Below are 22,770 nucleotides of genomic sequence, written 5' to 3'. Positions count from 1 at the left end.
GTGCGTGCGGGATATGCCGCTGACGGTCGTCATCGACAGCCGGGGCGAAAACCTGTACGAGAGCGGCCCGGCGGCTTACCGGGAAAGCCTGCGTGTACGCTGAATTCAAATAGAAGCGGGCCGCGCCGCATTCTGAAAAAGAATGCGGCGCGGCCCGCTTGCACAGCGCACGCTCAGAACGGCTCCAGCCCGAGAAGATAGTCGGCGCTGACATGATAATAGCGGCACAGGGCAATCAGGTGACGGACGGGCAACTCGTTTTCCCCGTTTTCATAACGGGAATATACCTGTTGCGTTGTGCCGAGGTATTGGGCTACCTCTTTTTGGGTCAAATCCCGGTCTTCCCGAAGCTCGCGTATGATGTCTACATAAGTTTTCACGCAAACACCTCCGCGCCCATTTTAGGCTACACCTGATTAAGTGTATTGACTGTACACTACATGTGGTGTAAAACAAGGGCAAACACTGGAGGAGGCATTGAAAATGGAAGTAGAAGCAAATACGTCTGGACAGACGCAGGCCAAAACAAAGTTTTGCAAGCACTGCGGCGGTACGATCCCTCAGGATGCGGTAATGTGTACGCATTGCGGCAGGCAGGTGGAGGAGCTGGCCGGCGCGGCACAGCCGCAGGTCGTTATTCAGAATACCAATATGAACACCAATACAGCGGCGGCAGTGGTTGCCGGTGTAGGGGCAAGGGCAAAAAACAAATGGACGGCGTTTGTTCTGTGTCTGCTTTTGGGTTACTTTGGCGCGCACAAATTTTACGAGGGAAAGGTCGGGATGGGCGTACTTTATCTGTTTACGTTGGGCCTTTTTGGGATCGGATGGTTTGTCGACCTTATCGTTCTGCTCACAAAACCTAACTCGTATTATGTTTAGAGCGGCGCCGCTTTATCGCGTTAAAATGTTTTAAAAAAATTTTGCGGAAACCGCTTGACATTTTTGCCGGTTTGGTGTTTAATACTACCAAACCGATGAAGCGGAGATAAAGCCGTAAGCGCACGCAAAGAGAGCCCCCGTTGCTGGAAGTGGGGCCGGAAGCGGAACGGCAAATGGACCGCCGAGGGCAGGGTGAAAGGCGCAAAGCCCAGTAGCTTCTGACGCGTGCTCGCGTTACAGGGCAGAGGATGTGTTGGCATCTTCGCAGAGGCGGCCGCTGTTTGAGCGGCAATCAAGGTGGTACCGCAGGTGCAGTTTCAGCGCCTGTCCTTGTGAACAGCAAGGGCAGGCGCTTTTTTATTTGCGCCGGCCCGGCGCAGGAGGGGTTCCCAATGAAGAAAAAACCGAATCTGCTTTCAAAACACACCCAGCGGCTGCGATGGCGATGGTGAAACGAAGCCTTGTACGCCCGTATGCCCGGCGACGCGTCCGCGCCGCTCAAACTGAATTTTGAAAGAGGTTTTTGACCATGAAAATGAAGAAGCTTGCAGCACTTGCCCTGTCCGCCGTTTTCGCGCTTGGCGCGCTCACCGCCTGCGGCGGTTCGTCCTCCTCCGGTTCTGTCCCGGCTGCGGCCTCCGCGTCCGGTTCCGGTTCCGTTTCCGGAGCTTCGCTGAAAGAAGTCAACATCGGGCTGATCCAGCTGATGGAGCACGCTTCTCTGGACGAGATCCGCACGGCCATCGAAGCCGGGCTGGAGGCCAAAGGGGCGGAATACGGCGTAAAAGTGAATGTCGATTACCAGAACGCCCAGGGTGACACCAGCACCATCAACACCATCTGCCAGCAGTTTGTGGGCAACAAGGTGGACGCCATTGTGGCTATCGCAACTCCGGCCGCGCAGGGCGCGGCCACCGCGGTGGCCGGCACCGATATTCCCGTGATCTTCAGCGCCGTGACGGACCCTGCCGCCGCAGGTCTTGTGGAAAACCTGGAGGCGCCCGAGGGAAACATCACGGGTACCTCCGACGCGATCCCCGTTGAAAAAATCTTCGAGCTTGCCGCCGAGCTTACGCCCGACGCCGAGAGCTTCGGCCTCATCTACAACACCGGCGAGGTGAACAGCGTTTCCGTAATCGACGAGACAAAGGCCTATCTGGACGCCCAGGGCATCAGCTACACCGAGGCCAGCGTTGCCAGCACCGGAGACGTGCAGACAGCGGCACAGACGCTGCTTTCCAAATGCGACGCAATCTTTGCGCCCATCGACAACACGGTGGCCAGCGCCATGGGTGTGCTGGCGGACGAGGCCATCAAGGCCGGAAAGCCCGTGTATGTGGCGGCCGACAGCATGGTGAACGACGGCGGCCTTGCCACCGTGGGCGTCAACTACACCAACCTGGGCACCCAGACGGCCGACATGCTGCTGAAGGTCCTGACGGGCACGCCCGTCTGCGAAGTGCCTGTGGAGGTATTAAAGGAGAACGCCGTTGTGGTGAATGAAGAGACCGCCGCCGCCATCGGCGTGGACGTCAGCAAGTACGCCCGGTAAGCTGCACGCGGAAAGGGACACTGCAATGAAAAACAGAATATGCGCCGCACTGCTCACCCTTGTGCTGTGCCTGCCTCTGGCAGGCTGCGCGGGCGGGGCTTCCTCCGGTATATCCGTTTCCTACACGGCGAAGCCCTCTTCTGGTGCGGATTCCGGTATGCAGGCCGGAAAGGCCTATACCGTGGGCATCCTCCAGCAGATGGAACACACCTCTCTGGACGAGATCCGGGAGGCCGTTGAGGCGGGCCTTGCCCGGGGCGCGGCTGCGGGCGGCTATACGGTGGAGGTCGTTTATAAAAACGCACAGGGAGATCCCACAGCCATCCGCACCATCGCGGAGCAGTTTGCCGCACAGGGCGTTGATGTGATCGTGCCCATTGCTACGGGTGCGGCCCAGGGCGCGGCTGCGGCAGCGCAGGATGTGCCCATTGTGTTCAGCGCGGTGGCTGACCCTGTCGCGGCCGGACTGGTGGATGCTTTTGACCGGACGACGGGCAATATCACGGGTGTTTCCAACGGCATTGATGTCGCAAAAATATTCGCTTTGGCGGACGAGCTGACGCCCGGCATCGGGACCTACGGCTTTATATACAATGAAGGCGAGGTCAACAGCCAGTCCATCATTGAAAAAGCAAAGGCCTTTCTGGATGCGCGGGGCCTCGCCTATGAGGAAGTGACGGTCGCATCCTCGGGCGAGGTGCAGCAGGCCGCGCGGGGCGTCATTGCAAAGGGCGTGGACGCGCTGTTCATCCCCAACGACAACACGGTGGCCAGCGCGCTGCCCGTGCTGGCGCAGGAGGCTATTGCGGCAGGGCTTCCGGTGTATCCCACTGCGGACAGCATGGTGCGGGACGGCGGCCTTGCCACTGTGGGCATCAATTATACCGTGCTGGGCGGCCAGACGGCAGACATGGTGTGCAGAGTGCTGGAGGGCACGCCCATCGCGGATATCCCGGTGGAGCTGGTGAATGAGTCCTCCGTCGTGGTCAACGGGGATACCGCGGCTGCGCTGGGTGTGGATGTGAGCCGGTACGTGCAGTGACACTCGCTGAATATGCTGCAATTGAAAAAACGGGCCGCGCTGCGGCCCGCGGCGGAACGGAGCGGCCTTTAAATGCCGCTCCGCGCCGCCTTGTTCCGGAAAATACATACAAAAGGGGAAACGACCATGAGCTTGCTTGTTTTGCAGGGCGCCGTGGAGCAGGGCTTTATTTATGCCCTTGTCGCGCTGGGCCTGTATATCTCGTTCCGTACGCTGGACATCGCGGACCTCACCACTGACGGCACCTTCACGCTGGGCGCGGCTGTATCGGCTGTGTTTACTGTGCAGGGCCAGCCGCTGCTGGGCGTGGTGCTGGCATTTTTCTGCGGCGCACTGGCGGGGTTTGTCACCGCGCTTTTGCAGACGAAGCTGGGCGTGCAGCCTATTCTGGCGGGTATCATCACCATGACGGCGCTGTATTCCGTCAACCTGATGGTGATGGGAAAGCCGAATATCAATTTCTTTAAGGAAAAGACTATCTTTACGGCCGCCGAGGCCATGCCGGGCGGCTTCGGAAGCCTGCTGCAGGCCGCGGCCATCACCGCCGTGCTGTGCGTGCTGCTGGTGCTGTTTCTGCGCACGCAGCTGGGCCTGTCTCTGCGGGCCACGGGCGACAACCGGGACATGGTGTCCGCATCGTCCATCAACCCGGCGTTCACCACCACCGTGGGCCTGTGCCTTTCCAACGCCGTGGTGGCGCTTTCAGGTGCGCTCATCGCCCAGTATCAGAAATTTGCTGACAATACGCTGGGTACGGGCATGGTAGTCATCGGGCTGGCCAGCCTGATCATCGGCGAGGTGCTGTTCGGCCGCGGCGGGCCCCACGCGCTGGCAAAAGGCGTGCTGGCGGCAACTGTGGGCGCTGTGGTATACCGCATCATCGTGGCGGCGGCCATCGCGGTGAACATCGACGCAAAAAACATGAAGCTGGTTTCGGCGCTCATCGTGGCGGCGGCTATTTCGTACCCGGCCATCCGGGACAAGGTGCTCTTTTACAGAAAACGCAGGGAGGCGAACCGCAATGTCTGAAATGCTGGAACTGCGTCATATCTCCAAGACCTTCGGCGCGGGCACGATCAATGAAAAAAAGGCTGTGGAGGATCTTTCCCTCACACTGGCCTCCGGAGATTTCGTCACCATCATCGGCGGAAACGGCGCGGGCAAATCCACGCTGTTCAACGCTGTTGCGGGCGTGTTCTATGTAGACGAGGGCCGCGTTATCCTGGACGGAGAGGATATGACGTTCCTGCCGGAATATAAGCGCTCCAACCACCTGGGCCGTCTGTTTCAGGACCCGCTCAAGGGGACCGCGCCCCACATGACCATCGAGGAAAACCTGGCGCTGGCGTATCTGCGCTCTGTGCGCACGCGTTCGCCTTTCGGCACGGTGTCGAAAAAGGACAGGGAGTATTTCCGCGAGCGGCTGGCCGCTCTGGGCCTGGGCCTGGAGGACCGGCTGAAAAGCCCGGTGGGCTTGCTTTCCGGCGGACAGCGCCAGGCGCTGACGCTGCTGATGGCAACCCTTGTTACGCCCAAGCTGCTTTTGCTGGACGAGCACACCGCCGCGCTGGACCCCTCCACCGCAGAAAAGGTGCTGGAGCTGACCAGGAGCATCGTGGCGGAAAACAACATTACATGCATGATGATCACCCACAACATCCGCTCCGCGCTGGAGCTTGGCAACCGCACCATTATGATGGATGCGGGCCGCATCGTGCTGGACCTTGCGGGGGAGGAGCGCGCGGGCATGACGGTGGACGCGCTGCTGGAGAAATTCCGTACGAGCGCGGGCAAAGAGCTGGACAACGACCGCATCCTGCTCAGCGACAGGGAGTAAAGTCTGCGGCCGGTATTTGTGAAAAAATTAAATCGTATAAAAATAGCCGCAGACTATTTTTTAGACCATGTGGGCCGTCCCCGGCCCGCGGCCGCTAAGGTGTTTTTTGTTACAAAGCAATAAAAAGGCGTCCGAAGATGAAGTCTCCGGACGCTTTTTCTCGTATTATAAACAGAAGGCTCATTTGCCGGTTTCGGCCTGCGCTTTCAGCAGGTCGCGGATCTCGGCCAGGAGCGTTTCTTCCTTGGAGGGCTCCGCCGCTGCGGCAGCCTCCACGACCTCTTCCGCTTTCTTGCGCTTGAAGCGGTTGATGACCTTCAGCGCGCAGAACACGCACAGCGCCAGAATGATGAATTCCAGCACGCTCTGCAGAAAAGCGCCGTAGGGCAGGGAAAAGTAAGGCGCTTCTTCGCCGGCCCGCTGCAGCGTAACGGCGAGCTCGCTCAGGTTCACCGCGCTGGTGAACAGGCCCACAACGGACATCACCATATTGACGAGCGCGGTCACGATCTTGCTGAACGCGCCGCCGATGACGATGCCGACAGCCATGTCGATGACGTTGCCGCGCACCGCAAACTCCTTGAACTCGGTGAGAAATTTTTTCATGCTTGCCTCCTTTGCCTGTTACAGCAGCTTTTCGATGGCGTCAGCCGCGCCGTCCAGCATGTCGCCCTCAAAGGATTCGATCACACCGAGATCGGCCTGCCTGGCAAGCTGCGGGTCGATGGGGATGCGGGCCAGCACCGGAACGCCGAACTCGGCGGCTGTCTCGGCAACGTGGCTCTCGCCGAACACGTCGATTTTTTTGCCGCAGTCCGGGCACAGGACATAGCTCATGTTTTCCACAAGGCCCAGCACGGGAATGTTCATCATATTGGCCATGTTCACGGCCTTGGCGACAATCAGGCTCACCAACTCCTGCGGGCTGGCCACTACGACGATGCCGTCCACCGGCAGCGTCTGGAACACCGTCAGCGGTACGTCGCCCGTGCCCGGGGGCATGTCCACAAACAGGAAATCCACATCCTTCCAGATGACCTCCTGCCAGAACTGCTTGACGGTGCCCGCAATGATGGGCCCGCGCCACACGACAGGGTCGCTTTCGTGCTCCAGCAGCAGGTTCACGCTCATCACGTCGATGCCTGTGCGGCTCTGTACGGGATAGCAGCCCACTTCGTCCGCATGGGCGCGGCCATGGATACCGAACAGCTTAGGGATGCTGGGGCCGGTGATGTCGGCGTCCAGCACGCCGGTCTTATAGCCGCGGCGGTTCAGCAGCACGGCCAGCATGGCGGATGTCATGCTCTTGCCGACGCCGCCCTTGCCGCTGACGACGCCGATCACTTTTTTAATACTGCTCAGCGCGTGGGGCGGTTCGCGGAAATCCGCGGGGTTTGTTTTGCGCGAGGCGCAGTTTTCGCCGCAGGTCTCGCAATTGTGCGTACAATTTTCGCTCATTGTCATTCTCCTTCCGGGTGGTACCTTCATTATAGGTTCGCGCAAAGAGGGTGTCAAGCCGTGGCTTTGGTTGCGGGACAGGGAAATATACGGTATAATATGTCCGGTTAGCGAATGCGAGCCGCAGGCGAAGCATGAGTTTAGCGGCATAGATACCATGTTTCTTAATGAGTACGAGCGGTACGCGAAGTGCGAGCTTAGAAATATAGTATAATAACCTCAGGCCCGCCGCTTGCGCGGCTGCGCGCACTTCGTGCGCTGTTGCGCTTTCGCGCATGGGCTTGAGAGCATTGAACCATGCAAAACCGCAGTGAATGCGGTTTTGTTGAGGCCGCTTCGCGGCATCGGCATCATGGTATAATATGTCCGGTTAGCAAATGCGAGCCGCAGGCGAAGCATGAGCTTAGCGGCATAGATACCATGTTTCTTAGTGAGCACGAGCGGTACGCGAAGTGCGAGCTTAGAAATATGGTACAATAACCTCACGCCCGCCGCTTGCGCGGCCACGCGCACTTCGTGCGCTGTTGCGCTTTCGCGCATGGGCTGGAGAGCATTGAACCATGCAAAACCGCAGCAGGCGCGGTTTTGTTGCGGCCGCTTTGCGGCGGCATGATGTAATATTAGCGATCGCGGCCACATGCCGCAAAACAGAAAGGATGGACAACGTGGGTACGATTTTTTATACCGCACCTGTGGCGCCCCATGTGCTGATCAACGCATTCTTCCTTTACAGCTTTTTGGGCTGGGTGATGGAGTGCATCGTCATACGCCGGGAGAAGGGCCGGTGGGAGAACCGCGGCTTTGCGCATCTGCCGTTCTGTATCATCTACGGCTTCGGCGCAATGCTCGGCTTTGCGCTGCTGCGTCCGTTCTCCGGCAATTATGTGTTGCTCTATCTTGTGGGCGCCGTTTTGGCAACGCTGTTCGAATACCTCACCGCGCGGCTGATGCTGCGCCTGTTCGGCACCTTCTGGTGGGATTACACCAATAAGCCGTTCAATTATAAGGGGATTCTGTGCCTGGAAAGCACGCTGGGCTGGGGGTTCATCGCCCTTCTGCTGTTTGCGTTTCTGCACCGGCTGGTGTTCCGCGCTGTCCTGCTCATTCCGGACCGTGTCGGTTTGGCGGCCGCATTTCTGCTGGTATGCGCCTATGCGGTGGATTTTGCCGTCAGCGCGTATCAGGCGTATCAGAATGCGCATACTTCCACAGAGGCCGAGCCCGTGCCCGGCCGCGCCGCCCGCTGAAAAGCGCGGCGCCGACCTTCACACAAAGGGGATTTTTTAGAAATGATCTACCGCAGCAAGGAAACCGTGTGCTCCATCACGGTACCCAGAGATCCGGAATACCTGGCTCTGGTACAGGATATTCTGGAACATCCGCTGGTGCGTTCCATGGAGGCGTACACCCAGCACGGCGAGACCTCGTGCCTGCGCCACAGCATCAATGTTTCGTATCTCAGCTACCTGTATTGCAGGGACCATGGATGGCAGGCCCGCGCCGCCGCCCGCGCCGGGCTGCTGCACGACCTTTTTCTGTACGACTGGCACTTCCACGCAAAGGAAACGGGCAATTATTTTCACGGGCTGACACATCCGCGGCGCGCGCTGGAGAACGCCCAGCGTCTGTTCAGCCTTACGGACAGGGAAAAGAATATCATCCTGCGGCATATGTGGCCGCTGACGGTCACACCGCCCAAATACCGCGAGGCGTATGTGATTGTGATGTTCGACAAATACTGCAGCCTGATGGAGACGTTCCACAAGCCCGTGATGGAGCTGATGGAATACCAGGAGCTGACGGCTGATTTGAAAAAAGGCTTTGCCGCGCAGTGAGCGGCAAAGCCTTTTTATGTGCGCCCGGGCCGTTTTGCGGTTTGGATTAACGGCTTTGAGGGAGCGGACCGCGAGGCGTCGGGAGCAGCTCCGCATGCCGTTTTGCTCCGGGCGGCTCACAGGCGCTCCACGATTCCCGTGACCAGGCGCTCCAGCACCTTTGCGCGGGTAGCGGCCGTCTCGATGACCTCGTTTTCGTCCAGCTTCTTTTCCAGCACGCCCGCGGCCATATTGGTGACGAGGCTGATGGCCAGCACAGGCAGCCCGCAGTGGCTGGCGACGATGACCTCCGGCACCGTGGACATTCCCACGGCGTCCGCGCCCAGCACGCGGAACGCACGGATCTCCGCCGGAGTTTCGTAGCTGGGGCCCATATAGCCCAGATATACTCCGTGGCGCAGTGCAACGCCCTGCGCGGCGGCCACCTCGTCTGCCAGACGGCGCAGAGCGGGCGTATAGGCGTAGGTCATATCACAGAAGCGCGGGCCGAAGCCCGCATCGTTGGGGCCGGTGAGCGGGTTGGCGCCCATAAAATTGATGTGGTCGTCAATGACCATCAGGTCGCCCACCTGGAAATCGAGGTTCACGCCGCCGCAGGCATTTGTCACCAGCAGCGTTTCCACACCCAGCGCTTTCATCACACGGACGGGCGCGGCGATGTGGGACATGGGATGTCCCTCATAAAAATGAAAACGCCCCTGCATGCACACGACGCCGTGCCCGGCCAGACGGCCCAGCACAAAACGTCCCGCGTGCCCCGGCGCGGTGGAAACGGGAAAGCCGGGAATGGAGGCGTATTCCACAAAAGACGCATCCTCCAGCACATCGGCCAGACCGCCCAGCCCGCTGCCCAGGATCAGGCCCACCGACGGGCGTGCGCCGGCCACGGCGCGGATGGCATCTACCGCGTTTTGGATCATTTCCTTCAAGGCTTTTCCTCCGTTCGCGTCTGGCTGCTTTTCAGCTCGAAGTGAATCAGCAGGCTGAGCAGCGCGCGCAGGATGATGACCGCGCCCAGAATGAGCAGCTCGCTCATCTCCCGTACCAGAACGGTCTTTAAGATCTCGGCGGCCATTTTAAATTCCAGCCCGGTGGCAAGGCCGTCGGCAAGCTCGAACTGCAGCGCGTAATGCCGGTGCAGAAAGGTATTGCCCAGATATTCCGCAAAGGCCCGCACTGCCGACACTGCCACCACAAAAATGCCCATCATCTCCAGCACGCCGATGATGGGCGGCAGGATGAGCTCGATCAAATGTTCCAAGTCCATGTTGCGTCTCCTTTCCAAATTCCTGTCTACCAGTATACAGGATGTCCCGGCAAAAAGGCAATACGCGCCGCACATACTTTCCCGTCCGGGTCCGTATACATAAAAAAGGGAAAGGGGCGTGGACGCATGGCGCGCCAAAGCTATTTGAAAAACGCGGCCATTCTGACGGGAACAGGCCTGCTGCTGCGTGCCGCAGGCATGTTCTTCCGCATTTATATCGCGGCGCGTATCGGCGCCGAGGGCATGGGCCTGTACCAGTTGATCTACACGGTCTACACAATGGCCGTCACCCTGGCTACGGCGGGGCTTTCGGTGGCGGCCACGCGTCTTTCGGCGGAACTGCTGGCCACCGACGACCCCGCCAATGTGCGCGCAGCCATGCGCCGCACACTGGCGCTGGGGCTTGGGCTTGGCGCGGCTGCGGCCGCGCTGCTGTTCACTGGAGCGGGGCTTGCAGCGGACTGGTGGCTGGAGGATGCGCGGGCCGCGCTCTCGCTGCGCATTTTGGCGCCCAGTTTGCCGTTTATGGCGGTTTCGGCATGTCTGCGGGGGTTTTTCATGGCGCGGCGCAAGGTGGGGCCGAATTCCCGCGCGCAGATCTTCGAGCAGGTCGTGCGCATCGGCGTGGTGGCGCTGCTCATTGATTCTGCCGTACCGCAGGGCATCGGAACGGCCTGCGCGGCCGTGGTCGTGGGCAATACGGTCAGCGAGGCTGCGAGCTGGGTATATATGGAATGGTGCTACCGGCGTGAGCTGAGGGACGTGCCCCGTAACGCAAAGCGTCCGGTGCAGGGGCTGGGACGGCAGCTGTGGGATATCATAGCGCCCATTGCTGCGAACCAGTATATGACGAGCGTGCTGCGCACCGTTGAAAATGTAATGGTGCCCGGCTGCCTTGCGCTGTATACGCTCAGCCGCGAAACAGCGCTCAGCCAGTACGGCGCGCTGAAAGGCATGGCCATGCCGGTGATTTTTTTCCGTTTTCATTTCTGGCCACGCTTTCTACGCTGCTGCTGCCGGAGATCACCGAGGCGCATGTGCAGAACAGGCGCGCGGCGCTGGAACATCTGGTCAACCGTGTCATGCTCATCACGCTGGTGCTTTCGTTTCTGGCCGGCGGCCTGTTCACCCAGTTTGCAAAGGAGATCGGCCTGGTGCTGTACCAGAGCGAGGAGATCGGTTTTTATCTGTCGATACTGGGGCCGCTGATGCCCTTTATGTATATGGAGAGCATGGTGGACGGCATCCTGAAAGGGCTGGGGGAGCAGCTCTCCTCCTTTCGTTATACGGCGCTGGATTCGGTTGTGCGCATCGCGTTGATCTACCTGCTGCTGCCGCGCTTCGGCATGCAGGGCTTTTTGTTTGTGATGCTGGTGAGCAATTTGCTGACGAGCCTGCTGAACCTGCACCGCCTGCTGCATGTTACAGGGCTGCGTGTGCAATGGCTGCGTTGGGTGATAAAACCGGTGTTCTCGTTTTTGTGCGCGGGCGCGGCGTGCCGGTTCGTGCTGCAGCCGCTGACGCAGCGGCTGGGCCTGCCGCTTCTGGCCTGGGCTGTTTTGGGAGCGGTATTCACCAGCGTTATTTACGCGCTGTTCATCTGGCTTACAGGCTGCGCCGGGCCGGGAGACTTTATCGTCAGGCGCACCCGGAAGAAGGCGGGGGAGAGGGATTCGTCCGTGTGATGCGGATGCAGGAAAGGACGCCGCGGCTGTGTAAAATGCCGATTCTTGCGCGCAAAGTTTGGATAAGATGGAGAAAGCTGAAAAAATGGTTGACGGAAGACTGGAAAAGGATTATTATGTTGTCATAACAACAAGGCGGCCAACAACATCCTACAGGCGGCCTTGCAGCGCCCGGCGGCGGAATGCCTGCCGGGAGGGAAAGAGGTGCCTTTGGTGAAAGCGGTACCCAGGTACTTGCAGATTATCAATTATTATCAGGGAATGATCGACGCGGGCAAGCTGTCGGAGGGGCAGCAGATGCCCACGGAAGAGGCCATCGGCGCGCTGTTCAGCGTGAGCCGCATCACGGTGCGCCAGGCTTTGGACGGCCTGGCACAGGCGGGATATATTTACAAAGTGCAGGGAAAGGGCAGCTTTGTCGCATCCAAGAAGGCGGGAATGCAGCTCAATCACCTGATCGGCTTCAGCGACGAGATGCGCAGTCTGGGGCTGGAGCCGTCCACCATCCTTGTGGAACAGAGCCTGATGCTGCCCACGGAGGCGGTGGCAAAGGCGCTGAACATCGACGTCACCCAGAAGATCTATTTCCTAACGCGCATCCGCTGCGCGGACGGCGTCCCCATGGCTGTGGAGAAGGTCCATATGCCTTTTTACCGTTTCGCGGGCATTGAAACGCAGGATCTGAGCAAATCTTTGTACGCACTGCTCAAGGAGCAATACGGCTGCGAATGCAGCAAGGCAGTGCAGAGTATCCAGGCCGGAGCGGCCAGCTCCCATGATGCGAAGCTGCTGAAAATCAAAACAGGAATGCCGGTGCTGTGCATCTCCCGCACTACGTACGGTATGGACGGCGCGCCCTTTGAATATGTGGATTCCATTTACCGAGGGGATAAATATATCTTTAACGTCACTCTGGAAAAGTAAACTTTCGCTGGGCCTGCCCCGCCTGCGGCTGGGCTGCGCCCGCGAAAAATTTTTTGAACGGTATTGTTATAACAATATGACAACTTGTCTTGTTGCAGCTTAAATCAAATGAGGAAAGGCAGAGGTTCATGACGGAAAAAAGTAGATCAGAGCGCGGCGGACGGCGCAGGTTCAACCTGAAACGGCGCGAGGCCTGCACGGGCTGGCTGTTTGTCTCACCGGCGCTCATCGGGTTCAGCATTTTCACCTTCGGTTCTATCCTGTATTCGCTGTACTTATCCTTCACCGATTACAACCTGCTCAGCAAGCCGAACTGGCTGGGCCTGCAGAACTACGTCAAGGCGTTCACGGACGACCAGTACTTTTACCCGTATTTCGGCAATACGTTCTATTTTGTTGTTGCGCTGGTGCCCATTGTGCTGGTGGTGTCGCTGCTGCTGGCCATCCTCATCAACAAAAAGGCGGGCAGGCTGACAAAGGGCTACCGTGTAGCTCTGTTCCTGCCCAGCATCACGTCCACCGTCGCGGTGAGCATGGTGTGGCTGTGGATCTTCAACCCGGACATGGGCATCCTGAACAACATTCTCACTGCCATCGGCCTGAATGATGTGCCGCTGTGGCTGGGCGACCCGGCCTGGAGCAAGCCCGCGCTCGTTATCATGCGCGTGTGGCAGATGAGCGGTTATTATATGCTGATGTTCCTTGCCGGGCTGCAGACCATCCCGGAGACATTGTACGAAGCCGCGGATGTGGACGGCGCCACAGGATGGCAGAAATTTATCCGCATTACGGTGCCGATGCTCTCCAATACAACGTTTGTGGTAGCCATCCTGCTGGTGATCGAGGCGTTCAACATGTTTGAATCCATTTTCGTAATGACGCAGGGCGGGCCGCTCGGCTCCACCAGCACCATCATGTACTATATCTATGAGCAGGGCTTTACCAACTACAACATGGGCTATGCGTCGGCGCTGGCGTGGATATTCTTTGCCATTATCATGGTGGTGACGCTGATCCAATACCGCTTCCGCCATGAACAGGGGGGTGAATGAGCATGAAAAAACCGCAGCTTGGCATGTCCGCGCGCAAGACCGTGGGCAACACCGTATACCACATCTTCATGGTCGCCCTCAGCGTCATCATGATCTATCCTTTCGTCTGGTCGCTGCTCTCTCCTCTTTCAAATCCTCGGAGCAGCTTTACGGCGGTAATCCGTTGGACCTGTGGCCCAGGCCGTTCACGATGGAGAACTACGAGCGCCTGTTCCAGGTGCTGCCCTTTGATAAGTTTACGGTCAATTCGGTGTTTTTGTCCGTCGCGATGCCTCTTTGTATGATCGCGGTCGCCTCTCTCACGGCATATGCGCTCACGCGGCTGGAGTTCCGCGGCAGGAACATTTTGTTTCTTGCGTTCATCGCCACGATGATGATCCCCAGCCACGTCACCCTCATCCCCAACTATAAGATCGTTGTGGATATGAAGCTCATCAATACATATGCGGCGCTGTTCCTGACGAATATGTTCACGGGCGCCAATGCGTTCAACATTTTTTTCTTCCGCCAGTTTTTCCTCAGTATTCCCAAGGACTTGGAAAACGCCGCCATCATCGACGGCTGTACGCGGCTGGGCGTGTTTTTCCGCATCGTGCTGCCAAATGCGAAGCCGGCCATTGCCACGACGGCCATCCTGTCGTTCCGCAGTGTGTGGAACGCGTTCCTGTGGCCGATGCTGGTGATCAACGACTACGACAAGCTGACGCTGACCGTGGGCCTGAAATACCTGAAGGAGTGGGAACCCAACTGGGCCGTGCTTCTGGCGGGCGCGTCCCTCAGCATCGTGCCCATCGTCATTGTGTTCCTCATCTTCCAAAAGCAGTTCATGGCCTCTACCATGAATTCGGGCTTTGGCGGTAAATGATGTCTCTTTTCGGAATGAACGGCGCGCCGCGCCGTGACATATCAAATCATACAATGGAGGATCAACATGAAAAAGTCAATTAGCAAAGTTCTGTCACTTGTTCTTGCACTGGCGTTTGTGTTTTCGCTGGCCGCCTGCGGCGGTGCGCCGTCCTCGGCGCCCGCTGCGTCCGGCAGCGCTCCGGCTTCCGGCTCCGAGCCCACGGCCCCGGCCGACCCCACCACACTGAAGGTCTATACCTGGTGGGACGTGACGAAGTTTGAACATTTGCAGAAGATGCAGCAGGATTTTGAAGCGGCGAATCCGGATATCAAGCTGGAATTCGTTACCATTCCCAGCAAATACGCCGATACAATGGTCACAAAGCTGGCCGGCGGCGAGATCCCCGACGTGATGATGCTGGCCATGGACCAGGTGCCCCGCTATGCGCTGAACGGTATGCTGCTTCCGCTGGACGATTTGGCCAGCCAGGAGTATAAGGACGCTCTGTACCCCGTGGTGAAGGACGCCCTGACCGTGAACGGCACCATGTATGCCGCGGCCCGCGACGTTACCCCGAAGGTCATGTATCTCAATACCAAGATGTTTGAAGACGCCGGCATCGAGATCCCGGCCGATACCTGGACGATGGACGAGTTCGTCGAGATCGCCAAGCAGCTCACCAAGGGCAGCGGCGCGGACGCCCAGTGGGGTTATTACTGGAAGAATTATACCGACCAGACCTTCGCCATGATCGCGGCGTTCGGCGGTGAGCTGTACAGTGAGGACGGCAAGGCGAGCGTGCTTTCCACCGACGAAAACACCCAGAAGGCCGTTCAGTTCATGTATGACCTGTACAATACCTACAAGGTGTGTCCGTCGGCCACGCAGGCCGCGCAGTTCGGTGACAGCGAGTTCGCCCCCTTTATGGCCAATAAGGTGGCCATGCAGATCGGCGCGCTTTCCACCGCCTCTACGTTTGACGCAAACGGCACTGAGTATACCGTGCTGCCCATGCCCTATGTGGACGGCGTCAGCAAAACGTCCTCGTTTGTGAACACCTGGGTCATTCCCAAGACCGCCAGAAATCCCGAGCTTTCCTGGCGCGTGGTGGAGTTCCTCTCCGGCAAGGAGGGCCAGCAGATCGCTTTGGATATGAACTACGGCCTGCCTGCCTCCACGATGGTGGATACCACGGAATTCGAGGCGAAAACGCCGTACAACAAGTATTTCGTACAGGCCCTGGAGACGGCCGTGCCGTATCCCACGAACCTGAACGGCTCGGAGTTCCAGAATATGTTCCAGAAGGAATGCGAGTCCCTGTGGGCCGGCGCCGTCTCGCCGGAGGAGTTTGCACAGCGCGTGGATGAACAGGCGGCTCCGATTTTGAGCAAATAAAGCAATGGGGGAAAGGGCGGCGGTTTCCGCCGCCCTTTTTCAGGAAGGAAGGTCAAGGATGACCGCAAAACAATTGCCGGACGATACATATTTGGATAAAATATATACGATGCTGGCACAGATCGAGCAGGAGGAAGGCGCGGCCATGGACGCAGCCGCCCGAGCGGCGTATGCGTCCATAGACGGCGGCGGCCTGCTGCACGTGTTTTCCACGGGCCATTCCCACATGATCGTGGAGGAGATGTTCTACCGCAGCGGAGGGCTCGTACCGGTGAATCCCATCCTCTCGGACGAGCTGATGCTTCATACCGGTGCGATCACCAGCACACATATGGAGCGCATGCCCGGCAAAGCGGCCGAGGTGCTGGGCAAGGCGGGGCTGCGCGCGGGCGACACGATCCTCATTTCCTCCAATACGGGCATCAACACGGTGCCGGTGGAAGCGGCTTTGTACGCAAAGGAACGGGGGCTGACGGTGGTGTGCGTTACCTCGAAGAAAATATCCCGCACGCTTGCCTCCCGCGCGCCGGAGGGAAAGCGCCTGTATGAAGTGAGCGATATCGTCATCGACAACCATGCGCCCAGAGGCGACGGGCTGCTCACGATCCCCGGCACCCAGCAGATCACAGGCGGCGCGTCCACCTTCGGAAGCCTGTTCATCGCGCAGCGCATCGTACTGAAGATCGAAAACCTGTATCTTGCGCAGGGGCGGATGCCGCCGGTCCTGTGCAGCGCCAATCTGCCCGGCGGCGACGAATACAATACCAGCGCGGTGGCGGCGTATCAGGGCCGTATCAAAGCGCTGTGCTGAGGATGAGGTGAACGGTTTGTATCTGGTGTGCGACGGCGGGGGAACAAAGACGGATTTCCTGCTGTTTGAAAAAACAGGACGTGTGCGGGGCCGCGCGCAGGGCGCAGGCGCGAACGCAAATTTTGTGCCTCCGGCCGAAGCGGCGCATACCGTCTATGCGGGCGTTATGGAATGTCTGGCGCAGGCGGGGGCCGCGCCCGCGCAGGTGCGGGAATTCGTGTTGTTCATCCCCGGCTTCCGGCCCGCGCTGCCGGAACTAGAGACTCTTTTGGGGAGCGGGAACGTCCGGCAGCTGGGCGATGAAAAGAACGCTTTTTATGCGGCGCTGGGCGCGCCCTGCGGCATCGCCGTGCTCAGCGGTACAGGCTCTTTTGCCACCGGGCGGGACAAAGCGGGACGCACGGCCACAGCGGGCGGCTGGGGCCCGCTGTTCAGCGACGAAGGCAGCGGATATCATATAGGCGTTTTGTGCCTGTCGCGTCTGGCGCTGCTGCACGACACGCATGTGACCGGCACGCTTCTGGAAAAAAACGTGCTGGAAATGCTGGGCATGCCGGATGTTCTGTCCATTCGCGACGCGGCATACCGGCCCGATTTTACGCGCAGACATGTGGCGCGGCTGAGCTATGCTGTGGAACGGTCGGCCCGGGAGGGGGATGCAAATGCATGCGCGGTGCTGGATGAAGCGGCCTGTGCGCTGGCGCGCCTGGCTGCGACGGTGGCCGGGCAGCTGGACGCGGACGGCCTGCCTGTGGCGCTCACGGGCGGCGTGGCGCGCATGGGAGAGCTGTTCACCGGACGCTTCCGCCGGGCGCTGGAACATCTGGTGCCCCAGTGCGTATACCAGCCGGCAAAGTACAGCCCGGTGGTGGGCGCGGCGCTTTGTGTGTTGAGCGAGAGCGCGGGCGTGGATATCACGGCACCCGGCGTCGCGGAAAATCTGATGAAAGAAAAGATGGGTGAAGCACATGTTGATGGATGAATATTTCGGTGCAATGAAGGGCGTTCTGGAAAAGGTGGAGCAGACCCAGCGGGAGGCCGTGCTGGAGGCTTCGGCAGAGATCGCGGAGCGCCTTGCCCGCGGCGGCGCGTGGCATATTATGGACACCGGCCATATGCTGATGTTTGAGGGCGTGGGCCGAACAGGCGGCATGATGGCGGTAAAGCCCATCCGCATCACCTGCGAGATACAGAACCCGGTGCGGCACCGGCCCGCGCCTGCGCGGGGCATCGTGGGCTACGACACCATTCCCGGCTTTGCCGATTACGTGCTGGGCCGTGCTAACGTGCTGCCGGACGACGTTATTATGATCGGCTCCGTTTCCGGTTACCAGTATTTTCCCGTGGATCTGGCGCTGAAGGCGAATGAAATGGGCTGCGCGACCGTGGCTGTCACATCGGTGGAATATTCGGGGCATCTTACCGGCAAGCACCCCAGCGGCAAGCGCCTGTTTGAGGCATGCACCTACTGTCTGGACAACTGCACCAATTACGGCGACACGCTGGTGGATGTGCCGGCGCTGGGCCAGCGCATCTGCCCGGCCAGCGGCATCAGCGCCAGCTACCTGATGTGGGCGGTGCAGAGCACGGTGGTGGAAAAACTGCTGGAAAAAGGCCTTAAGCCCAGTGTGTATATCTCGAACCATATGCCGGACGCGGCGCGCATCAACGGCGAGGCGTTGGAAAATTATGAAAAATACGGTTTTTGAGGGGCCTGTCATGGAACTGAAAACAAACGCTTTCCGCGCCCGGTTTGCGCCGGAGGCAAACAATTTCGTCAGCCTTGTAAACCTTGCGACAGGGGACGATTATATCAAAGCCGCGCCCCGCGGCCCTCTGGTGGAGCTGTACGCGCTGGCGGACGGAGAAAAGAAAAAGCTGCTGCCCGGCGTACCGGGGATGAGTGCAGGAGCAGGCTTTCTGGAGATATCCTATACGGAGTTCGGCGGTCTGCCCATTGGTATGACTGTGCGCTGTACGGCGGAAAACGACCGTCTGTGCATCCGTGCCCGGATGGAGAACCACAGTGCGGCGGATGTTGTGGAGGTACTGATGCCGCACATCGGCGGCGTCTATCTGGGCGAGGACTACGCCGATGACGCCATCATCTACCCGCATCACGCGGGCGAGCGCACGCGCAACCCGGTAATGGGCTACGGTGTGAATAAAAAAGATTTCTGGCGCGCCAGCAGCGTTGCGTTCGGGGACATCTACCGCCGCGAGATCAACTACTGCGGCCTTGCGTCCATGAGCTGGATGTACTATTACGACGCCGAAAACGGCCTGTACATCGGCAGCCATGACGCGCGCTTCCCCGTGACGGGCGTCATAGCCGAAACAAGCGGAAGCGCCGAAGATCCGTGGATGGCCTTTGGCTTCCGCAAGCATTACCGCGTCCGTCCCGGGGAAAGCTATGAAACAGGGGAATATATTCTGGCCGTCACCACGAAGGACTGGCATTACGGCGCGCAGCTTTACCGCGCGTATATCGCGCCCTATTTGGATTTCGACCACAATCCGGCGTTTTTGGCGGACGAATGTGCGCTCAACCAATGCTACAATTTCAAGCGCACAGGCAATATCGAGCATACGTTCCGCGACATCCCGCAGATGTACGAAGAAGGCGCGGCCTGGGGCGTGCGCCACATGTTTCTGGCAAGCTGGAACCGTACGGGCTTCGACTCGTTCTACCCGGAATATTATCCGGACATGGAGCTGGGAAGCGCGATGGAATTCCGGCGCGGGCTGGAATACGTGCGGGAGCACGGCGGGTTTTCCACGCTGTACATCAACGCACGGATTTTTGACGTGAAGTCGGATTTCCACAAGACCGTGGGCGAAAAAATGGCCGTCCGCAACGAAAAGGGCGAGCCGTACCGTGAGACCTACGGGCCGGAGCATTTCACGGTGAACTGCCCGTCCGACACACTCTGGCGGGATTACCTGCTGGACACTGCGGAATTCTGCGTCAAAGCCTACGGCTGTGACGGCATTTACCTGGACCAGCTGGCTTCTGCAGAGCCTTTCGCATGCTACTGTGCGGAACACAGCCACGAAAATATCGGTGAATTCAACAACGGCTATGTGTATGTGCTGCGCGAGCTGCTGCGCCGTCTGCGAAAGCACAACCCCAATGCGTATATCATGACAGAGAACTGCGGCGATATCTATGGCAGCTATACCTGGGGCAACCTGACCTGGAACGGCGCGGAATATGATGAATATTACAATGTGTTCAAATATACGTTCCCGGAATTCGTGCAGGTGAATATGGTGAACCCCCGCGGCTGGGAGACGGAAGATCGCGACCAGCGCCTGTGGTTCTACCGCGATATGCACCGTGCCGTTACATTGGGCAGCGTGCTGTGGATGGGCATTACCACCCGCATGCGTCCGCAGGACGGCGAATATCATATCTATGGCAGGAAGATGGCGCGGTTCCGCAGGGAACTGCAGCCGCTGCTCAAGGAAGCGCGCTTTTTGGACGACGCCTGGCTGGCGCCTGTGCCGGACTTCTGCTATGCGGCCTGCTGGCAGCTTGCGGACGGGCGCGGAATGGTGGTGGCGGCCAATGACACCGGCGCGCCCTGCATGCTGACGGTGCACGGCACGGCTGCGGACGGAGCCTGTACAGTGAAAGCCCCGGACGGGGATGCGCCCGGTGTACGGCGGGACGGGGATGCTCTGCTGCTGGCTTTGCAGCCGGGACAGATATGCGGCGTCCTGTTCGACCGGTGAGAATGGTTCATCTGTACTCGTTCCGGCGGCGGGAAGATACACAAGGCTCCCATTTCCGGCATGTGCCGGGCAACGGGAGCCTTTTCGTCTGTGAGAGGAGCTGAATGGATTGTCTTTTACCGGAAATATGCCTGCGACACTTTTTGGGGAATGCCTGCTGCGTATTTTTCTGGCCGCGCTGTGCGGGCTTGTGATCGGCTTTGAGCGCAAAGCCCGCCTGAAGGAAGCGGGCGTGCGCACGCATCTGATCGTAGCGTTGGGCGCGGCGCTTATCACCATCGTTTCCAAATACGGTTTTTTTGACCTTGCACTGTTTGCCGAGGGCATCAAGGCAGATCCCACGCGTATTGCGGCCCAGATCGTGAGCGGGGTCGGCTTTCTGGGCGCGGGAATGATATTCATGCGGCACAGGACGCTTACCGGCCTTACAACGGCTGCGGGCATCTGGACGACGGCAGGCATCGGGATGGCGGTGGGCTGCGGGCTTTACGCGGTGTCTCTTTTTTCCACGGCGCTCGTCGTTCTTACGCAGCTGATGCTGCACCGGGATTACCGCTGGACGCGCGCGCCCGGATGTACGGCTGTGTGCCTGCGCACGCAGCCGGGCCCGTCCGGTCTGCGGCAGGCGCTGGCGGCCCTGGATGAGATGCAGGTGCAGGTGATAAACCTGGAGGCGAGCCACAAGCGCAGCGGCGTGCATTACGAGCTTTTTGTGCGGCTGCCGCCCGGCCTTGCGCAGGAGCGCCTGGGCGCGCAATTGGCGGCACTGGAAGAAGTTACCTACGTGGATATATGAAAGGAGAGGCTGCGCATGCGTATGACCGTATATGGAAATAACGCCACCTGCCCGGAGGCGGACGGCGCTTGCTCCTGTTTTTTGATCGAGGCGGAAGGCAGAAGGATATTGCTCGATATGGGGAACGGGAGCCTTGCCAAGCTGCAGAAAGACGTCGATCTCGCCGCGCTTGACCTGATCGCCATCAGCCATCTGCATTTTGATCATTTCGGAGACCTGTTCTGCGCGAAATATCAGCTCGAGTCCCGGCGGGCCTGCGGCGAGGCCATCCCCAGGATACCTCTGCTCACGCCGCGCCTTCCGGCGTGGGCACGGGCCGAGCTGTGCACCAACGATGTGTTTGAGCCGCATGTTATTGAGGACGGGCTGCGGTTCCGGATGGGGGATGCGGCGCTGGAGTTTATCGGCACGGTGCATCTGGTCGAATCCTATGGCGTTCGGTTGAAGGCGGAGGGAAGGACGCTGGCCTATTCGGGCGACGCGGGTGTGTGTCCGCAGCTTGCGCGCGTCGCCGCGGGCGCGGACCTGTTTTTGTGCGAGGCGACGCTGACGGAAGGGCCGTGTGCGGAAGAGGGACATCACCTGCGCGCCGCCACGGCGGGGCGTCTGGCTGCGGAAAACGGAGCAAAGCGCCTGTTGCTGACGCACTACCATACACCGCAGGCGCAGACTGTCCTGCGGGAGGCCCGCGCATGCTTTGAACGCGCAGAACTGACAGCCATAGGCAAGACCTGGGAGGTGGATTAAAGGGGACGGCCGCGTGTACGGCCTCGAATTGAAAAACGTTCTGCTTGTCCGGTGCACAGGCGTATGATAAAATAGAAACAGCCTTTAGGGTGTGTGGGCCGGGCGGTCCGCATAGACGTTTTATGGCTTTGCGGTACAAAGCTGCAAAAGCAGGAACGGGGAGGGACACGCATGGCGCGGAAAAGATGCGTACTTCGATGGGGCGCCGCCGTGGGACTGTACTGGGCCGCCTGTGCGGCCCACGTTTGGCGAACAGGCGGTCTTTTGGCGCTGGGACTGGCATGGAATATGCTGTTGGCGCTGCTGCCGCTGTGTTTTGCCTGCGCTGCCGGGCGGTGCCGCCTTTGGGCGGGACGTGCGGCGCTCGCTGTGCTGTGGCTGCTGTTTTTGCCTAACACATTTTACATGCTCACGGATCTGATCCATACACCGCAAAATATGGAATGGGTAAACGCGGCGGATTGGACGGTGCGCCACAGCGAAAACGTGTCCGACTGGCTGCTGACGCTTCTGCTGGGCACGGGTGCCGTGCTGGCGGTGCTGCTGGGCCTGGAGGCCATGCGCGTATTCCGTGTATATTGCTGCGTCCATTGGCCGCGGCCCGCAGTATGGGCCGGCGGCGGGACGGTGCTGTTGCTGTGCGGCTTCGGAATGTACATCGGGCGTTTTTTGCGGCTGAACAGCTGGGATATATTGCATCCGCTGGCGCTGCTGCGGCGCGTTTGGGCTTCAATGGACACGTTTCAGCTGCAAGTGACCCTGCTGTTTGCAGGAGCGGTTTTTTTGCTGTGGCTTGCATACGGTGCGCTGCGGCCTGTGGACGGGGAGAAGCAGGAGAATAAGGAATCAGATGCATTGTCAACTTAGAATTAAAAATGAGTTGACAATGCGTTTTTTTCGTT

24 protein-coding genes and 1 pseudogene are annotated in these 22,770 nt (G+C 59.4%); 20 read left to right on the top strand and 5 right to left on the bottom strand.

The window, feature by feature from the left end; translation table 11 throughout:
• Positions 1-173: 173 nt before the first annotated feature.
• The gene (locus TQ39_RS07225; RefSeq protein ID WP_050005041.1) at positions 174-380 is read right to left on the bottom strand and encodes a helix-turn-helix domain-containing protein; all 207 of its coding nucleotides are present in this window, start codon (positions 378-380) and stop codon (positions 174-176) included.
• A 103-nt stretch (positions 381-483) separates the two neighbouring features.
• On the opposite strand from TQ39_RS07225, the gene TQ39_RS07220 reads away from it, so the two are divergent.
• The 5 genes from TQ39_RS07220 to TQ39_RS07200 all read left to right on the top strand — a co-directional run bounded on the left by TQ39_RS07220 (position 484) and on the right by TQ39_RS07200 (position 5,313).
• Complete coding sequence (locus TQ39_RS07220) at positions 484-882, top strand: TM2 domain-containing protein (protein ID WP_050005040.1); 399 nt, start codon at positions 484-486, stop codon at positions 880-882.
• A gap of 529 nt (positions 883-1,411) precedes the next feature.
• Positions 1,412-2,434 carry an ABC transporter substrate-binding protein gene (locus TQ39_RS07215; RefSeq protein WP_009324946.1) on the top strand — a complete coding sequence of 341 codons (1,023 nt, stop codon included), beginning with the start codon at positions 1,412-1,414 and terminating at the stop codon, positions 2,432-2,434.
• 25 nt (positions 2,435-2,459) lie between these two features.
• A complete protein-coding gene (locus TQ39_RS07210; protein ID WP_050005039.1) occupies positions 2,460-3,476 on the top strand; it encodes an ABC transporter substrate-binding protein in 1,017 nt (338 codons plus the stop codon).
• A 126-nt stretch (positions 3,477-3,602) separates the two neighbouring features.
• Complete coding sequence (locus tag TQ39_RS07205) at positions 3,603-4,505, top strand: ABC transporter permease (RefSeq protein ID WP_050005054.1); 903 nt, start codon at positions 3,603-3,605, stop codon at positions 4,503-4,505.
• A gap of 1 nt (position 4,506) precedes the next feature.
• On the top strand, positions 4,507-5,313 hold the full coding sequence (locus TQ39_RS07200) for an ABC transporter ATP-binding protein (RefSeq protein ID WP_040910391.1): 807 nt from the start codon (positions 4,507-4,509) through the stop codon (positions 5,311-5,313).
• Between the two features lie 180 nt (positions 5,314-5,493).
• Here TQ39_RS07200 and mscL read toward each other — a convergent pair whose 3' ends face one another.
• Positions 5,494-5,919, bottom strand: a complete 426-nt coding sequence (gene mscL / locus TQ39_RS07195) for a large-conductance mechanosensitive channel protein MscL (protein ID WP_050005038.1) — start codon at positions 5,917-5,919, stop codon at positions 5,494-5,496.
• A gap of 18 nt (positions 5,920-5,937) precedes the next feature.
• On the bottom strand, positions 5,938-6,771 hold the full coding sequence (locus tag TQ39_RS07190) for an Mrp/NBP35 family ATP-binding protein (RefSeq protein ID WP_009324941.1): 834 nt from the start codon (positions 6,769-6,771) through the stop codon (positions 5,938-5,940).
• A 665-nt stretch (positions 6,772-7,436) separates the two neighbouring features.
• Between TQ39_RS07190 and TQ39_RS07180 the strand changes: the two genes are divergently transcribed.
• Both TQ39_RS07180 and TQ39_RS07175 read left to right on the top strand, forming a co-directional pair.
• Positions 7,437-8,018 (top strand): putative ABC transporter permease, encoded by a 582-nt coding sequence (locus TQ39_RS07180; protein WP_050005053.1) that lies wholly within the window; start codon positions 7,437-7,439, stop codon positions 8,016-8,018.
• Positions 8,019-8,060: 42 nt separating this feature from the next.
• Positions 8,061-8,606, top strand: a complete 546-nt coding sequence (locus TQ39_RS07175) for an HD domain-containing protein (protein WP_009324939.1) — start codon at positions 8,061-8,063, stop codon at positions 8,604-8,606.
• Between the two features lie 116 nt (positions 8,607-8,722).
• On the opposite strand, the gene TQ39_RS07170 is transcribed toward TQ39_RS07175, so the two are convergent.
• Together TQ39_RS07170 and TQ39_RS07165 are read right to left on the bottom strand one after the other, a co-directional pair.
• Complete coding sequence (locus tag TQ39_RS07170) at positions 8,723-9,526, bottom strand: purine-nucleoside phosphorylase (protein ID WP_050005052.1); 804 nt, start codon at positions 9,524-9,526, stop codon at positions 8,723-8,725.
• 5 nt (positions 9,527-9,531) lie between these two features.
• On the bottom strand, positions 9,532-9,873 hold the full coding sequence (locus TQ39_RS07165) for a DUF1622 domain-containing protein (protein WP_009324937.1): 342 nt from the start codon (positions 9,871-9,873) through the stop codon (positions 9,532-9,534).
• Between TQ39_RS07165 and TQ39_RS21600 the strand changes: the two are divergent.
• From TQ39_RS21600 to TQ39_RS07100, 13 genes and pseudogenes are all read left to right on the top strand, one after another.
• Positions 9,859-10,743, top strand: a pseudogene (locus tag TQ39_RS21600) (oligosaccharide flippase family protein); the annotation flags it as partial. The gene TQ39_RS07165 and the pseudogene TQ39_RS21600 sit on opposite strands and share 15 nt — an antisense overlap.
• A 167-nt stretch (positions 10,744-10,910) precedes the next feature.
• Positions 10,911-11,558 carry an oligosaccharide flippase family protein gene (locus TQ39_RS07155; RefSeq protein WP_082052157.1) on the top strand — a complete coding sequence of 216 codons (648 nt, stop codon included), beginning with the start codon at positions 10,911-10,913 and terminating at the stop codon, positions 11,556-11,558.
• A gap of 204 nt (positions 11,559-11,762) precedes the next feature.
• On the top strand, positions 11,763-12,482 hold the full coding sequence (locus tag TQ39_RS07150; protein ID WP_009324935.1) for a GntR family transcriptional regulator: 720 nt from the start codon (positions 11,763-11,765) through the stop codon (positions 12,480-12,482).
• A 128-nt stretch (positions 12,483-12,610) separates the two neighbouring features.
• Positions 12,611-13,534, top strand: a complete 924-nt coding sequence (locus TQ39_RS07145) for a carbohydrate ABC transporter permease (protein ID WP_009324934.1) — start codon at positions 12,611-12,613, stop codon at positions 13,532-13,534.
• A gap of 163 nt (positions 13,535-13,697) precedes the next feature.
• Entirely contained in the window at positions 13,698-14,399 is a 702-nt protein-coding gene (locus tag TQ39_RS07140) for a carbohydrate ABC transporter permease (RefSeq protein ID WP_050005033.1), read from the top strand.
• A 66-nt stretch (positions 14,400-14,465) separates the two neighbouring features.
• Complete coding sequence (locus tag TQ39_RS07135) at positions 14,466-15,776, top strand: ABC transporter substrate-binding protein (RefSeq protein WP_050005032.1); 1,311 nt, start codon at positions 14,466-14,468, stop codon at positions 15,774-15,776.
• A 58-nt stretch (positions 15,777-15,834) separates the two neighbouring features.
• Entirely contained in the window at positions 15,835-16,587 is a 753-nt protein-coding gene (locus tag TQ39_RS07130) for an SIS domain-containing protein (protein ID WP_009324931.1), read from the top strand.
• Positions 16,588-16,594: 7 nt separating this feature from the next.
• Positions 16,595-17,569: an N-acetylglucosamine kinase gene (locus TQ39_RS07125; RefSeq protein ID WP_158555337.1), complete on the top strand. Its 975-nt coding sequence runs from the start codon at positions 16,595-16,597 to the stop codon at positions 17,567-17,569.
• A complete protein-coding gene (locus TQ39_RS07120; protein WP_050005030.1) occupies positions 17,556-18,296 on the top strand; it encodes a sugar isomerase domain-containing protein in 741 nt (246 codons plus the stop codon). The genes TQ39_RS07125 and TQ39_RS07120 overlap by 14 nt, the downstream gene beginning before the upstream one ends.
• A gap of 10 nt (positions 18,297-18,306) precedes the next feature.
• Positions 18,307-20,325: a DUF6259 domain-containing protein gene (locus tag TQ39_RS07115; RefSeq protein ID WP_050005051.1), complete on the top strand. Its 2,019-nt coding sequence runs from the start codon at positions 18,307-18,309 to the stop codon at positions 20,323-20,325.
• A gap of 109 nt (positions 20,326-20,434) precedes the next feature.
• Positions 20,435-21,121, top strand: a complete 687-nt coding sequence (locus tag TQ39_RS07110; RefSeq protein WP_050005029.1) for an MgtC/SapB family protein — start codon at positions 20,435-20,437, stop codon at positions 21,119-21,121.
• A gap of 15 nt (positions 21,122-21,136) precedes the next feature.
• The gene (locus TQ39_RS07105; protein WP_050005028.1) at positions 21,137-21,868 is read left to right on the top strand and encodes an MBL fold metallo-hydrolase; all 732 of its coding nucleotides are present in this window, start codon (positions 21,137-21,139) and stop codon (positions 21,866-21,868) included.
• A 171-nt stretch (positions 21,869-22,039) separates the two neighbouring features.
• Positions 22,040-22,735, top strand: a complete 696-nt coding sequence (locus TQ39_RS07100; RefSeq protein WP_050005027.1) for a DUF1361 domain-containing protein — start codon at positions 22,040-22,042, stop codon at positions 22,733-22,735.
• Positions 22,736-22,770: the final 35 nt, after the last annotated feature.

Source organism: Ruthenibacterium lactatiformans (genome assembly GCF_000949455.1).
Lineage (GTDB): Bacteria > Bacillota > Clostridia > Oscillospirales > Ruminococcaceae > Ruthenibacterium > Ruthenibacterium lactatiformans.
This window is presented reverse-complemented; position numbering and strand designations above follow the sequence as displayed.